The 14,805-nt window shown below is 65.1% G+C and carries 14 protein-coding genes and 2 tRNA genes; 8 read left to right on the top strand and 8 right to left on the bottom strand.

Annotated features, from left to right (window positions below; all coding sequences use genetic code 11):
* Positions 1 to 70: 70 nt before the first annotated feature.
* The 3 genes from rpsA to aroA all read right to left on the bottom strand — a co-directional run bounded on the left by rpsA (position 71) and on the right by aroA (position 3,926).
* Positions 71 to 1,783, bottom strand: a complete 1,713-nt coding sequence (gene rpsA, locus U5A82_RS13915) for a 30S ribosomal protein S1 (protein ID WP_326291444.1) — start codon at positions 1,781 to 1,783, stop codon at positions 71 to 73.
* 170 nt (positions 1,784 to 1,953) lie between these two features.
* A complete protein-coding gene (gene cmk / locus U5A82_RS13910) occupies positions 1,954 to 2,589 on the bottom strand; it encodes a (d)CMP kinase (RefSeq protein ID WP_326291443.1) in 636 nt (211 codons plus the stop codon).
* Positions 2,586 to 3,926 carry a 3-phosphoshikimate 1-carboxyvinyltransferase gene (gene aroA / locus U5A82_RS13905; protein ID WP_442802171.1) on the bottom strand — a complete coding sequence of 447 codons (1,341 nt, stop codon included), beginning with the start codon at positions 3,924 to 3,926 and terminating at the stop codon, positions 2,586 to 2,588. The genes cmk and aroA overlap by 4 nt, the downstream gene beginning before the upstream one ends.
* Before the next feature lie 149 nt (positions 3,927 to 4,075).
* On the opposite strand from aroA, the gene U5A82_RS13900 reads away from it, so the two are divergent.
* The 4 genes from U5A82_RS13900 (at position 4,076) to U5A82_RS13885 (ending at position 5,574) form a co-directional block, all read left to right on the top strand.
* A complete protein-coding gene (locus U5A82_RS13900; protein ID WP_326291442.1) occupies positions 4,076 to 4,408 on the top strand; it encodes a TIGR02300 family protein in 333 nt (110 codons plus the stop codon).
* Positions 4,409 to 4,496: 88 nt separating this feature from the next.
* A tRNA-Ala gene (locus U5A82_RS13895) sits at positions 4,497 to 4,572 on the top strand.
* A 191-nt stretch (positions 4,573 to 4,763) separates the two neighbouring features.
* A tRNA-Ala gene (locus tag U5A82_RS13890) sits at positions 4,764 to 4,839 on the top strand.
* A gap of 219 nt (positions 4,840 to 5,058) precedes the next feature.
* The gene (locus tag U5A82_RS13885) at positions 5,059 to 5,574 is read left to right on the top strand and encodes a GAF domain-containing protein (RefSeq protein WP_326291441.1); all 516 of its coding nucleotides are present in this window, start codon (positions 5,059 to 5,061) and stop codon (positions 5,572 to 5,574) included.
* Here the strand turns inward: U5A82_RS13885 and U5A82_RS13880 are convergent.
* Positions 5,562 to 7,838, bottom strand: coding sequence for an ATP-dependent helicase (locus U5A82_RS13880; RefSeq protein ID WP_326291440.1), 2,277 nt, complete (start codon positions 7,836 to 7,838; stop codon positions 5,562 to 5,564). The genes U5A82_RS13885 and U5A82_RS13880 overlap by 13 nt on opposite strands.
* A 107-nt stretch (positions 7,839 to 7,945) precedes the next feature.
* Between U5A82_RS13880 and U5A82_RS13875 the strand changes: the two genes are divergently transcribed.
* Both U5A82_RS13875 and U5A82_RS13870 read left to right on the top strand, forming a co-directional pair.
* Complete coding sequence (locus U5A82_RS13875) at positions 7,946 to 8,344, top strand: GFA family protein (RefSeq protein ID WP_326291439.1); 399 nt, start codon at positions 7,946 to 7,948, stop codon at positions 8,342 to 8,344.
* Positions 8,345 to 8,486: 142 nt separating this feature from the next.
* Positions 8,487 to 8,930 carry a Fe-S oxidoreductase gene (locus tag U5A82_RS13870; RefSeq protein ID WP_326291438.1) on the top strand — a complete coding sequence of 148 codons (444 nt, stop codon included), beginning with the start codon at positions 8,487 to 8,489 and terminating at the stop codon, positions 8,928 to 8,930.
* 176 nt (positions 8,931 to 9,106) lie between these two features.
* On the opposite strand, the gene rsmD is transcribed toward U5A82_RS13870, so the two are convergent.
* Both rsmD and U5A82_RS13860 read right to left on the bottom strand, forming a co-directional pair.
* A complete protein-coding gene (gene rsmD / locus U5A82_RS13865; RefSeq protein ID WP_326291437.1) occupies positions 9,107 to 9,667 on the bottom strand; it encodes a 16S rRNA (guanine(966)-N(2))-methyltransferase RsmD in 561 nt (186 codons plus the stop codon).
* On the bottom strand, positions 9,664 to 10,908 hold the full coding sequence (locus U5A82_RS13860) for a pseudouridine synthase (RefSeq protein WP_442802170.1): 1,245 nt from the start codon (positions 10,906 to 10,908) through the stop codon (positions 9,664 to 9,666). The genes rsmD and U5A82_RS13860 overlap by 4 nt, the downstream gene beginning before the upstream one ends.
* A 174-nt stretch (positions 10,909 to 11,082) precedes the next feature.
* Between U5A82_RS13860 and U5A82_RS13855 the strand changes: the two genes are divergently transcribed.
* Together U5A82_RS13855 and U5A82_RS13850 are read left to right on the top strand one after the other, a co-directional pair.
* The gene (locus tag U5A82_RS13855; RefSeq protein ID WP_326291435.1) at positions 11,083 to 11,541 is read left to right on the top strand and encodes a response regulator; all 459 of its coding nucleotides are present in this window, start codon (positions 11,083 to 11,085) and stop codon (positions 11,539 to 11,541) included.
* An 83-nt stretch (positions 11,542 to 11,624) separates the two neighbouring features.
* Entirely contained in the window at positions 11,625 to 12,950 is a 1,326-nt protein-coding gene (locus tag U5A82_RS13850) for an AmpG family muropeptide MFS transporter (protein ID WP_326291434.1), read from the top strand.
* Here the strand turns inward: U5A82_RS13850 and U5A82_RS13845 are convergent.
* Together U5A82_RS13845 and U5A82_RS13840 are read right to left on the bottom strand one after the other, a co-directional pair.
* The gene (locus tag U5A82_RS13845; RefSeq protein WP_326291433.1) at positions 12,935 to 13,375 is read right to left on the bottom strand and encodes a DUF6628 family protein; all 441 of its coding nucleotides are present in this window, start codon (positions 13,373 to 13,375) and stop codon (positions 12,935 to 12,937) included. The two genes, U5A82_RS13850 and U5A82_RS13845, sit on opposite strands and share 16 nt — an antisense overlap.
* Before the next feature lie 67 nt (positions 13,376 to 13,442).
* Entirely contained in the window at positions 13,443 to 14,777 is a 1,335-nt protein-coding gene (locus U5A82_RS13840) for a bifunctional folylpolyglutamate synthase/dihydrofolate synthase (RefSeq protein WP_326291432.1), read from the bottom strand.
* Between the last annotated feature and the right edge of the window lie 28 nt (positions 14,778 to 14,805).

Below are 14,805 nucleotides of genomic sequence, written 5' to 3'. Positions count from 1 at the left end.
TCGGAGCCCAAGAAAAACCCGCCGGACATCGGTCCGGCGGGTTTCCTATGCATTCGAAGCTGAGGAAGGCTCAGCCTTCGGTCTTCGCCTTGAGCGCTTCGCCCAGGATGTCGCCCAGCGACGCGCCGCTGTCGGACGAACCGTATTGCGCCACGGCCTGCTTCTCTTCGGCGATCTGCATCGCCTTGACCGAGAAGGTCGGCTTCTTGGCGCGGTCGAAACCGGTCACCATCGCGTCGAACTTCTGGCCGATCTGGAAGCGTTCCGAACGCTGCTCGTCGCGGTCGCGACCCAGGTCGCTGCGCTTGATGAAGCCGGCCGCGCCGTCTTCGCCAGCCTGGACTTCCAGGCCGCCGTCGCGGACTTCAAGGACGGTCACGGTGACGATCGCGTTCTTGTTGAGGCCAGCCGATGCTGCGGCGGTGCCGCCAGCGGCCGGGCCGCCACGCTCAAGCTGCTTCATGCCCAGGCTGATGCGCTCCTTCTCGACGTCGATGTCGAGAACGACGGCCTGAACGGCCTCACCCTTGCGATGCAGCGCCAGCGCGTCTTCGCCCGAAATGCCCCATGCGATGTCGGACATGTGGACCATGCCGTCGACGTCGCCGTCCAGGCCGATGAACAGGCCGAACTCGGTCGCATTCTTGACTTCGCCTTCGACGGTCGAACCGATCGGGTGACGTTCGGCAAAGCTGTCCCAGGGGTTCGACTGGGCCTGCTTGAGGCCAAGGCTGATGCGGCGCTTTTCGGGATCGACTTCCAGCACCAGGACTTCGACTTCCTGGCTGGTCGACACGATCTTGCCGGGGTGGACGTTCTTCTTGGTCCAGGACATTTCGCTGACATGGACCAGACCTTCGATGCCCGCTTCCAGTTCCACGAACGCACCATATTCGGTGATGTTGGTGACGCGGCCCGACAGCTTGGCGCCGATCGGATATTTGGCGGCGGCGCCTTCCCACGGATCGCTTTCCAGCTGCTTCATGCCGAGCGAGATGCGCTGCGTGTCGCGGTTGATGCGGATGATCTGCACGCGAACCGTGTCGCCGATGTTGATCATTTCGTTGGGGTGGTTGATGCGCTTGTACGACAGGTCGGTGACGTGCAGCAGGCCATCGATGCCGCCCAGGTCGACGAACGCACCATAGTCGGTGATGTTCTTGACGACGCCTTCGATGATCTGGCCTTCGGCCAGCGTCTGGATGAGACCCGAGCGCTGTTCGGCGCGGGTTTCTTCCAGAATGGCGCGACGCGACACGACGATGTTGCCGCGACGACGATCCATCTTCAGGATCTGGAAGGGCTGCGGAATGTCCATCAGCGGGGTGACATCGCGCACGGGGCGGATATCGACTTGGCTGCCGGGCAGGAACGCCACGGCGCCGTCCAGGTCGACGGTGAAGCCACCCTTGACGCGACCGAAGATGACGCCTTCGACGCGGGCGCTTTCGGTGAACTCGGCTTCCAGCTTGTCCCAGGCGGCTTCGCGACGGGCGCGGTCACGCGACAGCATGGCTTCGCCATGGGCGTTTTCGACGCGGTCGACATAGACTTCGACTTCGTCGCCGACCTTCAGGTCAGCCTTCTGGCCGGGAGCGGCGAATTCGCGCAGCGGCACGCGGCCTTCGGACTTCAGACCTACGTCGATGACGGCCAGGTCGTTTTCGATGGCGGTAACGGTGCCCTTGACGACGCGGCCTTCAAAGCCGCCGTCCTCACCACCGAGAGAATCATTGAGAAGCGCGGCGAAATCGTCGCGCGTGGGGAATGCCGTAGAGGCCATGGTTAGTCCTTCACTCATCATTGCTGGCCAACCGGTTGTGTCCGATGGTCTTTGGCCAAAGCACGTTCAGGACCGAATATCCTGAACGTATCCCGCGCGTTAGAGAACAAGGGAACGCGCGGCTTTGAAAAGCGAAAAGGGCGCGCGGAACAACCGGGCGCCTTGACGGGTCAGCTTATGCAGCGACCTTCAAGCTGGGCGTCCACAAGCGCAACAGCCCGCTGGACGGCCGCGTCTATAGTCAAATCGCTGGTGTCTAGCAAGTCCGCGCCGTCGGCCTGCTTAAGGGGGGCATGGTCGCGGCTCATGTCGCGCGTGTCGCGCGCCTGGATGTCGGCTATTAGGCTGTCCATGTCGGGATGGCCGCCATGGCTCAGCGCATCCTTGAACCGGCGCTCGGCGCGGACATGGACGCTGGCCGTCACGAAAATCTTGGCGTCGGCGTCCGGCGCGATTACCGTGCCGATGTCGCGCCCGTCCAGGATCGCGCCGCCCGGTTGCGTGGCGAAGTCCCGCTGTCGCGCGACCAGCGCGTCGCGCACGCTCTGATGCACCGACACGCGCGACGCCAGGCTGCCGACCGCCTCGCTGCGCAGCGCCGGATCGGCCAGGATGGCATCCGCGAACCCGGCAGCGGCCAGCGCGTCGGCCTCCACATCCGGGTCGCCACCGGCCTTCAGCACCGACAGCCCGACCGCGCGATACAGCAGCCCGGTGTCGAGTACGGGCAGGCCATAATGGCGGCCCAGCGCCTTGGCGATGGTGCCCTTGCCCGATGCGGCAGGGCCGTCGACCGCGATGATCATGCGATCGCCCCCAGCGACCGGAGCAGCGGCACGAAGGTCGGGAAGCTGGTCGCCACCGGGCGCATGTCGTCGATGGTGACGCCGCCCTTCGACACCAGCCCCGCCACCGCGAAGCTCATCGCGATACGATGGTCCAGCCGGGTTGCGATCGGCCCGCCACCGGCCAGCGGCGCGCCGCCCGTCCCCTCGATGACGATGCCGTCCTCCAGTTCCTCCACGGCAACGCCGATCGCCCGCAATCCTTCGACCATGGTGGCGATGCGGTCCAACTCCTTGACGCGTAATTCCTCCAGCCCCCGAAACACGCTGCGTCCCTGCGCGAAAGCAGCCGCGATGAAGGCGACCGGATATTCGTCTATCATGCTCGGCGCGCGCGCCGGGTCGGGCTCCACCCCTTGGAGCGCGGAGGCGGTGACGACCAGATCGCCGACCGGCTCGCCGCCGACTTCGCGGGCGTTCACGACCTCGATCGATCCGCCCATTTCACGCAACAGGTCGATCAGGCCCGCGCGCGTGGCGTTCAGCCCCACATTGGCGATCGTCACGCGCGATCCGGGCACCAGCAAGGCCGCGACCATGGGAAAGGCGGCAGAGGAAGGGTCGCCCGGTACGACGATATGCTGCGGCTGCAATTCCGCCTCGCCGACCAGCGTGATGATCCGCGTGCCGTCCGCTTCGACCTTGACGGTCAGGTCCGCGCCGAATCCTTTCAACATGCGTTCGCTATGGTCGCGGGTCGGGATCGGCTCGACCACGCGGGTAATGCCGGGCGTGTTGAGGCCCGCCAGCAGGATCGCGGACTTCACCTGCGCCGACGCGACGGGCAGGCGGTAGTCGAGCGGCACGGCGGGGCAGGCGCCCTTCATCGTCAGCGGCAGGCGGTCACCGGGGCTGCTGGTGAAGCTGGCCCCCATGCGCGACAGCGGCTCGGTCACGCGCGCCATCGGCCGCTTGCTCAAGGATGCGTCGCCCACGAAGGTCGCGGTCAGGTCATGGCTGGCGAGCAGCCCCATCAACAGCCGCGTCGACGTGCCGCTATTACCCATGTCCAGCGCCGTCTCAGGCTGGAGCAGTCCGCCCACGCCCACGCCATGGATATGCCACACGCCATCGGCATCGCGCTCGATCTGCGCGCCCATCGCCCGCATCGCGGTGGCGGTGGCCAGCACATCCTCGCCCTCCAGCAGCCCTTCGACCCGGCTTTGCCCGATCGCCAGCGCCGACAGCATCAGCGATCGATGGGAAATGCTCTTGTCGCCCGGCACGGTCACGCTGCCCGACAGGGGCGGTGCGGCGGTGAAGGTCATCGGGGCAGGCTGATCGCTATGCTGTGTCACGGGCTATCCGTTGTCATGAAATCGAAAAAATGCGCCCGGCTTTTGACAGCGCGATCCCGCTATGGCAAGGCGCGCCACGTTTCGCGGGCAACAAGCGTTGCGCCGTGTTATTTTACGTTTTGAGCATCGAATAAAGGAACAGGCCGGACATGGTGAAGGCTGAATGGGGCACGAAGCGGACCTGCCCGAAATGCGCGACTCGTTTCTACGATCTGGGCAAGGACGATCCGGTAACCTGCATCAACTGCGGCAGCGCCTGGGAACCCGAGCCGGTTTTGAAGTCGAAGCAGCCGCTCCCCTATGAGGAAGCAGCGCCCAAGAAGGTGATCGAGACCGCCGATGGCGAGCTGGAAACCGCTGATGACGATCTGGACATCGACGTCGACGACGACGGCGATTCGCCGGATAACGACGTCGATCTGGGTGGCGACGACGACCTCGGCGTGGAAGCCGCGAGCGACGACGACAACGACGACAACTAAGTGAAATTTATGCTTGCCAAGGAGATCGCTGCCACCTAATGGCAGCGACCTCCGAAGCGCCGGACCCAAGCGGCGCTTCAATGGTGACGGGGCCTTAGCTCAGCTGGGAGAGCGCCTGCATGGCATGCAGGAGGTCAGCGGTTCGATCCCGCTAGGCTCCACCAGTTTTGCCGATCAAAAAGCTGTCCGGGGGACGGCTTTCGGCAAAACTCCCAAGCGTAAGCGAAGGGGTGTCGGGAGGCTGGAAATGACCTCTCATGATGCGCCCTGAATGTACGCAGCGGACATGACATATGGCCGACGGCATAGCCGGACATGGCCCGATCCATTGGGACGCGGCCAGCCCGTAAACGATGGGGCCTTAGCTCAGCTGGGAGAGCGCCTGCATGGCATGCAGGAGGTCAGCGGTTCGATCCCGCTAGGCTCCACCAATTTCGCCGGAAGCCGTCCGGGGGACGGCTTCCGGCGAAATTCCCCGAGCGATAGCGAGGGTGGCACAGCCCCGATATCCGGGACATCTGCAACAAGCGCCCGCCCAGCGCGCCGACATCACCCCATGTCCAACCTACGCTTCGCTCTCTATTCACGGCCCACGCTGCGGACTCGCCAAAACCATCATTTCCTGCCATGAGAACGGCATGAAGGACGAATTGGCCGCCCAGGCCGCTGATGAGGGCGATGACGACGCGATCCGCGCCATTCTGGCCCAGCTATGCGCCGTTACCCAGATGGGTTTCGCGGCGGTCGCGCGCGTGACGGAGGATCGCTGGATCGCCTGCCAGGTGCTGGACAAGATCGCCTTCGGCCTCGAGCCCGGCGCGGAGCTTGAGGTGCAGATGACGATCTGCAACGAAATCCGCCAGACCGGCGACTATGTGGTCATCGATCATGTCGACGCCGACATCGGGTGGCAAAAGCACCCGGTTCCGATCTTCTATGGCTTCAAAAGCTACGTGTCTTTCCCGGTGATACTCGCGGACGGCAGCTTTTATGGCACGCTTTGCGCCATTGATCCTGCGCCCCGCCTGATCGACAACGCCGAAACGATCGCCCTGATCGAAAGCTACGCACACGATATCGGCGCGCTTCTCTCCGCCCGCATTCTCGCGCACCCGGCGTCGATCGCCGGGTTGAATGCAGCATCGCAACACCATCAGGCCGGCTGAACGAAGCTGTCCATCACCCGCTTGCGCCCGGCCGTCTCGAAATCGATTTCCAGCTTGTTGCCCTCGATCTCCGCCACCGCGCCATAGCCGAATTTCTGGTGGAACACGCGCAGGCCGACGTGCATGTCGCTGCGCCCCTTATTGCCCAGCGACACGGCCGACGCCCGCGCTTCCACGATCCGCACCGGTTCGCGGTTGAACTGGCCGGTGGACTGCGCCCGCTGCCAGCCCGGCCCACGGCCCGTGCCACGCGCGACATCGGCGAAGGGATCGTCGCGCTCCGACCAGTTGGCCCGCCATAGCGACGCGCCGCCGCTCATGCTGCTTTCCGATTCGACATGCTCGGGCGGCAATTCGCCGACGAAGCGCGACGGGATGCTGCTGGTCCACTGTCCATAGATGCGGCGATTGGCGGCATGCACGATGGTGCACCGCTTGCGCGCCCGCGTGATCGCGACATAGGCCAGCCGCCGCTCTTCCTCCAGACTGTTGAGGCCGCCTTCGTCCAGCGCGCGTTGCGACGGGAAGATGCCTTCCTCCCAGCCCGCCAGAAACACGGTGTCGAACTCCAGCCCCTTGGCCGCGTGGATGGTCATGATCGTCACCTTGGCGGTTTCCGCCTGCGCCTCATTGTCCATGACAAGGCTGACATGCTCCAGGAACGCGCCCAGCGTCTCATATTCCTCCATCGCGCGCGCCAGTTCGGACAGGTTCTCCAGCCGCCCGGCGCTTTCGGTCGTGCGTTCCGCCTGCAACGTCGCGGTATAGCCGCTTTCGTCCAATATCTGCCGCGCCAGTTCGGCATGGGGCAATTGCGTCGCCCGATCGCGCCAGCGCGCCAGATCGCCGATGAAATTACCCAGCGATCGCCGCGCCTGCGGCGTCAGTTCGTCGGTGTCCAATATGCGCGCCGCCGCCATCGCCAGCGGTATGCCTTCCGCCCGGGCCAGCCGATGCAGCTTCTCCACCGCCTTGTCGCCCAGACCCCGCTTGGGCACATTGACGATCCGCTCGAACGCCAGGTCGTCGGCCGGTTGGTTGACCAGCCGCAGATAAGCCAGTGCATCGCGGATTTCCGCGCGCTCGTAGAAGCGAAAGCCGCCCACGATCCGATAGGGCAGGCCGATCTGGATGAAGCGGTCCTCGAACTCGCGGGTCTGGTGCTGGGCGCGGACCAGGATCGCGACTTCATCGATCGACCCGCCATTGCGCTGGACGGCCTCGATATCGTCGCCGATCCGTCGCGCCTCTTCCGGTCCATCCCAAACTCCGACGACCTGCACCTTGTCGCCCACGTCTATGTCGGTCCACAACGTCTTGCCCAGCCGATTGCCATTTTCGGCAATGACCCCCGACGCCGCCCCCAATATATGCGGCGTGGATCGGTAATTCTGCTCCAGCTTGATGATCCTAGCGCCAGGAAAATCCTTTTCGAACCGCAGGATATTGGCGACCTCTGCGCCGCGCCATGAATAGATGGACTGGTCGTCGTCGCCCACGCAGCAGATATTCTTGCGTGTCTGCGCCAACAGCCGCAGCCACAGATATTGGCTGCTATTGGTGTCCTGATATTCGTCCACCATAATATAGCGGAACCGCTGCTGATATTGCTCCAGCACGTCACGATGCTTCTTCAATATCGTCAGAACATGTAGCAGCAAGTCCCCGAAATCGCAGCCATTCACTTCCCGCAAACGCGCCTGATAGGCGGCATAGAGCGTCTGCCCCTTGCCATGGGCATAGCCCTCGGCCTCACCCGCACCGACATCGTCGGGCGTCCATCCCTTATTCTTCCACTGGTCGATCAGGCCCGCCAGCTGGCGCACCGGCCAGCGCTTCTCGTCCACGCCCTCCGCCTGCACCAGTTGCTTGAGCAGTCGCAACTGGTCGTCGGTGTCGAGGATGGTGAAATTGGATTGCAGCCCGACCAGTTCGGCATGGCGGCGCAGCATCTTGGCGGCGATCGCATGGAACGTGCCGAGCCAGGGCATGCCCTCCACCGCGTCGCCGATCATCCGCCCGACGCGCGCGCGCATTTCCCGCGCCGCCTTGTTGGTGAAGGTGACCGCCAGGATTTCCGACGGCCAGGCCCGGCGCGTCGCGATCAGATGCGCCAGCCGCGCGGTCAGCGCCGCCGTCTTGCCCGTTCCTGCGCCCGCCAACACCAGCACCGGCCCCTCGGTCGTCAACACCGCCTCCCGCTGGGGCGGGTTCAGGCCGTCGAGATAGGGCGGGTCGTTGGGGGTGGGCACGGATATGGTCATGGCTGGACAACTAGGCATGGGGTGGTTCGGGGGCAAGGGGCGCACCCTCTTGCAGCGATGGCCCTTCTATGAGAACAAAAGGCGAATCATGCAAGGGAGCAAGGGTGATGGCGACAGGCCGATGCCAATGTGGTGCAATCCGTTACGAAACGACCGGCGATCCGGCCTATAGCGCCGTCTGCCATTGCAAGGACTGCCGCGCCAGCGCGGGCGCGCCAATGGTCGGCTGGGCGCTTTTTCCGGAGGATGCGGTGACGATAGTGGGGGAGGCGGCGCGCTACCAGTCGTCGCAAAACGCCACGCGCCATTTTTGCGGCACGTGCGGAACGGGTCTTTTCTACACCAACTCGGTCAGTTTCCCCGGCATGATCGACATCCAGACTGCCACGTTGGACGATCCTGCCGCCTTCCCGCCGCAGGCGCAGATTCAGATGGACGATGCGCTGCCATGGATCGCCGATACGCATGCACTCCCCACATTCGCCCGCTATCCCGAGGGGCCATAGGCGCTAGCCAGCACTCGGCTGGCCGCGCTATCGCCACGCCTCGTCTTCGTGACGGAACGGGGGCGTCATCAGTCCGGTTTTTCCCGCGCCCATCTGAGAAATGGGCGACCGAACGGTCGAAGAACAGTGGAAAGGATGTCCCATGAAATCCATCATGCTTGCAGGCGCTGCATTGCTCAGCTTCACCACCATCAGCGGCATGGCCGTGGCGCAGGATATGCCCGCGCCCGGCAGCCAGCCGCCCGGTGGCGCCATGACCCCGCCCACGGAGCCAGCCCCGCCCGCTGATCCGGCGGCGACGCCGCCTGCTGCGCCCGTGCCCCCGGCCGCCCCCGCCGCACCGGAAACCGACCCCAATGCCGGACAGCCGACCGGCGCGGTGCCGGCCGATCCGGGCATGGCACCCGCCCCCGCAGGCGTGCCCAAGGATCCGGCCGCGCCTATGGGATCGTCCGCCAATCCCGTCACCATGGGTGGCAACATGACGCCTCCGCCGACCGAAGCGAAGGATTACCCCATCTGCACGCGCACGGTGCAGGATAGCTGCATCAATCGCAGCGAAGCGCCGAAAAAGCGCAAGCGCTGAATATCCTACATGCCCGGCGGCGCGGCGCTTAGCGTCGGCCGCCGGGCATGTCTGCGCATCATTTTACGCAGAAATGCGATACAGCGCCACTCTAGAAAATATCTAAGTATTTGAAAAATATATATAAAATCAAACGCGATACGCAAAAACGCCTTACAACTGTCTACTTCGCTGTCTCATTGTCCGGCCGAGAATGCCTGGTCTTCCGCCCGCAGCAGCGTGATCCGCGCCTTGCCGACATCCCGCACCGCGTCGACGGCAAAACCCTTTACCGCCACATCCTCGCGTCGGTCTGTCTCGATGCTGATCCAGGTCGCGCTACCGGTCCAACCCAGCCGCCCCAGCTTGTCGAGCGCCACTTGTCCCGCGCCTGTTCCATAGGGCGGGTCCATGAAGATGAGGTCCAGCGGCTTGGGCGCGGACCCCAGCGACAGGACGCTGGACGCGCGCACGTCCGGCCGGATGCCCAGCCGATCGCCATTGGCGCGGATCGCGTCCAGCGCCGCCTTGTCCTGCTCCACGAACAGGCAGGACGCCGCGCCCCGGGACAGCGCCTCGAACCCCAGCGCCCCTGACCCGGCGAAGAAGTCGGCCACGCTCAACCCCTCGAACGATCCGATCCGGCTCACCAACATGGAAAACAGCGTCTCGCGGGTCCGGTCGCCGGTCGGTCGCGTCGCGTCGCCCTTGGGTGCGGTCAGCGGCCGCCCGCGCCATTGGCCAGAAATGATCCTCATGCGTCCTTGTTCTTTCCTGCGTCCTTCAAGCTCTTCCGGAAATAGGCCAGGTCATGCTCGCGCACCTCCTCGACCGCGCCGACCGGCAGTTCGCCCAGAAGGAAAGGTCCATAGCTGGTCCGGATCAGCCGGTTGACCTTCAGGTCCAGATGTTCGAGCACCCGCCGCACTTCGCGGTTCTTGCCTTCGGTCAGCGTCATCTCGATCCACTGGTTGCGCCCGGTGCGCCGTTCCAGATTCGCCTCGATCGCGCCATAGCGGATGCCATCGATCTCCAGTCCGTCGAACAGATCCTCCAGTTGCTGCTGGCTCACCTCGCCAAAGGCGCGGGCGCGATAGGTGCGCGGCACGCCGGTCGCGGGCAATTCCATCGCGCGCTTGAACTCGCCATCGGTGGTCAGCAGCAGCAGCCCTTCGGTATTCATGTCCAGCCGCCCGATCGGCATGACGCGCGGCAGGTCCGCGGGCAGCCGGTCGTAGATGGTCGGTCGCCCGGCCGGATCGCGCTCGGTCGTCAGGAAGCCGGCGGGCTTGTGAAACAGGAACAGGCGCGTGGGCGCGGGTGCTGCCACAGCGACGTCATCCACCGTCACGCCATGGAGCGACGTCAGCAGCGTGGCCGGCGTATCGATCACCACGCCATCCTTGGCGATGCGGCCATCCTCGATCATCCGCTCGATCTCGCGGCGGGACGCCACGCCTGCGCGCGCCAGCAGCTTGGCGATGCGTTGCGGCTCGCCCTTGCCGTCGCTCGCCGTGGCGTGCGCCGGATGCGGATTGGTGGTCGGGGTCGGCCCTTTCCCGCGCGGCCGACGCGGCGGATAGATTTTGGCCTCGTTATCACGCGGGCGGACGGTCCGGCTCCGCTCCGGCCGTGCGCCGTTCGGGCGAAAGCCATCGCTACCGGCGCGCTCGCTTTTGGGACGCTCGGCGCGGACGCGGTCGGTGCGTTCGCCTGCGCTGCGGGGATTATGTGGTTTGGCTGTGGCATCCCGCGACCCCGCGCCGCGGGCCGGGCGCGCACCCGGTGCACTGCCCTCGGTCCTGCCTCGATCGTCCCGCGCGCGGCTCGTTCTGCCCGGCTCGCCCTTGTCGAACCGGGGTTTGCCGTCGCCGTCCCCAGATCGCGGCGACACGCCCCGTCCAGCAGGCGCGCCCGGACGCTTTCCCGGGCCACCGGGGCGTTTTGGACCGCCTGGTCCTGCCCGGCGGGGCGGTCCTGATTTTTTCGGCGGTTCCAACGGTCCGTTCCTTTTCGTGGGCACCGGCTATTCCCATATGAGATAAAAGCCAGCAACAGGCTGAAATGTGCCGCTCCGGCGCTTGGGCGAGGTGGACTGATCGTCCATCGGGCAACCCGGTGCGGGGGCGCGGCGTTTCATCGGGTGCATGGCGGAATCAGGGCGGATCGGCAAATGTTTTTCGGGCTGGTGAAAGAGGCAGACGCGCGTACCACGCGCCGCAAGGCGATCCGCACCGTGCTGGTGGTGGAGGATGAGCCGCTTGTCGCCTTCGACAATGAACATGCCCTGGTCCAGGCCGGCTATCGCATCGCCGCCACGGTCGACGATCACGCCCATGCGGTGCGCGTCATGGACTATGGCGGCGTAGACCTGGTGATCGCTGATGTCGCGCTGCATGGCGACAAGACCGGAATCGACGTCGCCCGCCACGCTGCCTCGTGCGGGTTGCCAGTCCTGTTCGTAACCGGCCACTGCCCTGTCGAAGCGCGGACATTGGCAGTGGGATGCCTCGCCAAACCCTATGCCCCGCGCGATCTGGTCGCCGCGATCGGCGTGGTGGACGCCGTGCTGCGCGGCGCCCGCCGACCCAAATCGCCGCCCGGCCTCAGCCTGTTCGTGCCAGAAGGCTGATTGCCCCATAGCAGACTTGCGCCGCGCCCATCTGGCCATATGGTGGCGCGCTATTCGACGCCACCCGGGGGACGCGCGCACTTATGACCGATGCCATTCAGGGCAGCCGCAAATGGCTGGACGCCATGAAGCCTTATGGACAAAAAGGGCCTCTTGCCGCCTTCTTCCTGGGGGTTTCGTCCGGCTTTCCCTATGCGATGATCGGCGCGACGCTGACGACGCGGCTCGCGCAGGACGGCATCGACAAGAAGGCCGTGACCGCATTCACTCTGGCTTTCCTCGTCTATAATCTCAAATGGCTCTGGGCCTGGGTCGTGGACGGCGTCCGCCTGCCGATCATCGGACGTCTGGGGCAGCGCGTATCCTGGCTGCTGCTGGCGGGCATTCTCGTCATGGCGGCGGTCGCCAATCTGGCGCTGGTCGATCCGACATCCAGCCTATTGCAGACGGCCTATGCCGCCATCCTCGTCGGCGCGGCCGGGGCGACCTATGATATCGTGATCGATGCCTATCGCATCGAAACATTGAAGCCCGAACAACTGGGCGTCGGATCGGGCATGTCCCAATATGGCTGGCGTATCGGATCGGTGGCGGCCGGTTCCCTGGCGCTCATCCTGGCGGCCCGGATCGGCTGGCAGGGCGCCTATCTCGCCTGCGCGGTCTTTGCGCTCCCGGCGATGCTCACCGGCCTCATCCTCGGCGAACCGGAACGGCATCGCGATCCCATCGTGCGGCGTGGTGTGGGGGAGGTGATGGCGTCGATCACCGGGCCGCTGGTCGAGTTCTTCCGGCGCAAGGGCGCCTTTCTCGTCCTTTTGTTCATCCTGCTGCACAAGATCGGCGACACGCTGGCGAACCTGACTTTCCGCCTGCTGTTCGATGACATGGGGTACACGAATGACGAAATCGTCATCTATGATGTCGGCATGGGCTTCTGGGCCTATCTGGTCGGCATCTTTGTTGGCGGCATCCTCTACGCCCGCATGGGCATGAAGCGATCCGTGCTGCTCAGTCTCGTCCTGATGGGCGTGTCCAATTTCAGCTTCGCCGCACTCGCTGCCTTGGGAAAGAGTAATTGGGGCATGGCAGGCGCGATCGGGTTTGAGAATTTCGCCAGCGGCATCGGCGGCGTCACGGTTGTCGCTTACTTTTCCGCCCTGTGCGACCTGCGCTTTACCGCCGCCCAATATGCGCTGATCTCGGCCGCCGCCAGCATCGTCGGGCGCTTCCTGACCGGCACGACAGCGGGTAGCCTGATCGAACGGTTCGGCTATGTCGATTTCTACCTGCTCACGACCGCATTGGCGGTGCCGGGCATCCTGCTCTTCTGGCTGATGATGCGCGCGGGCCTGATCGACGCCAGCGTGGGGTCGGCCGCAACCGACCCCGGCGATCAGCCCCCCGCGTAGAGGTCCAGCGGACGGCCCAGGTCGCTATGCGCCTGCGCCACCGCCTGCAAACAGGTGAGCGCGCCCAGCGCATGATCGTTGCCCAGCAGTTCGCTCACCTGATCATAGGCGGCATTGGGATCGCGCAGCGCCTCGCCGGTCGCCTGCATCATCAGCGCCTCGTCGGCGGTCATGCGCGCGCAGCAGCAGGGGGCAACCAGTATCTTGCGGCTCGACGCGCGCGCCAGTTCCAGCATCATCGCGCGCATCAGCACCAGCGGGCGGCGATAGCTGCGCCCGAACGCGCCCAGCATCGCATTGGCGGCATGAGCGTCGTTCACCCCTGCCGTCGCCATGCGGCGCATGACGAACAGGAACAGGCGGTTGCCATATCCGCCCGGAATGGGCCGGGGCAGGTCGAGGGGGGAGGTCTCTCCATATGCCATAGATTCGCGCCTTCTGCGGTGGTTCGAGGCGCCATGGTACGCTATTGCGAGTCAGTCGCAAGTTAAATCAGTCCGGTAATTGATCGTTCAGTCGCAAAATTTCGCCTGCCAGATAGAGCGAGCCGCCGATCAGCAGCTTGGGCGCGGTGTCGTCGATCGCGGCGCATCGTGCCGCTATGGCCGCGATCGCGCCGTTGACGTCGTCATGGGCGGTGCAGCCGATGCCCCATTTTGCCGCTATGGCGGCGAAACGCTCGGCGGGATGATGCTCGTGGCCTGGCACCGGCAGCGCATGGATATGGGCGATCTTGCCCGCGAAGGGGGCGAGGAAGGCGTCCACTTCCTTGTTCGCCAGCATGCCGATGACCAGCTGGAGCCTATGCCCTTCCAGCCGGTCGGCTGAAAAATAGGCGCCGATCGCTTCGCCAGCCCCTGCATTATGCCCGCCGTCGAGCCAGGCCGTGGTGTCGTGCGGCAAGGGCGCCAGCAGCGGACCATGGTCCAGCCGTTGCAGGCGGGCGGGCCAGTGCGCCCATAGCGGCGCGGCTTTCAGCGCCGCTTCGGACAAGGGCACGGCGTCCTGATGCCGCAACATGGCAAAGGCTAGCGCGGCATTCTGCACCTGATGCGCCCCGGCCAGTCGCGGTAGCGGAGTTTCCAGCCGGCCCAGATCGTCGCGATAATGCAGCCGGTCGCGATAGACCGCCGCGTCCCACGCGTCGCCCTGGCCGATCCAGCGCGTCGGTGCGCGCGCAACGGCGTCCATGATGACGGGGAAGAGCGATTCGGCGTAACGCTGCGTCACCAGCGCCGCACCCGCCTTGGCGATGCCCGCCTTTTCCGCCGCGATCTGCGCCAACGTGTCGCCCAGGAAGGCCTGATGATCGATGCCGAGTTGCGCGATGCCGCACACCGCCGGATTGGCGATCACATTGGTTGCATCCAACCGCCCGCCCAAACCAACCTCGATGATGCAGGCATCGGCTTCATGCTCGGCAAAGGCAAGGAAAGCGGCGGCCGTCGTCACTTCGAAGAAGCTGGCGTTCACGCCCTCCGCAATGTCCAGCACCCGTTCCAGATAGCGGGCGAGTTGCGTGTCGGACACCAATTGTCCCGCGATCCGGATGCGCTCGTTGAAGCGCACCAGATGGGGCGAGGTGAAGACATGCACGCTCTTGCCGTCCGCCTCCATAGCCGCACGCAGGAAGGCGCAGGTCGATCCCTTGCCATTGGTTCCCGCCACGTGAAAGACCGGGGGCAGGGCGCGATGCGGATCGCCCAGCCGCTCCAGCAGGCTGGTGATGCGCTCCAGCCCCAATATGTCCGCGCCGGGCGACAACGACCAGAGCCGGTCGAGTTGCGCCTGGACTTGCGGATCATCCGAAACGGCGTGGTCGGCCATGGCGCGCTTTCTCCCCCTGCCGCGCGAC

The sequence above is a fragment of the Sphingobium sp. CR2-8 genome, from assembly GCF_035818615.1.
GTDB lineage: Bacteria > Pseudomonadota > Alphaproteobacteria > Sphingomonadales > Sphingomonadaceae > Sphingobium.
Note: the sequence above shows the minus strand (reverse complement) of the source record. Positions and strands in the feature narration are given on the sequence as shown.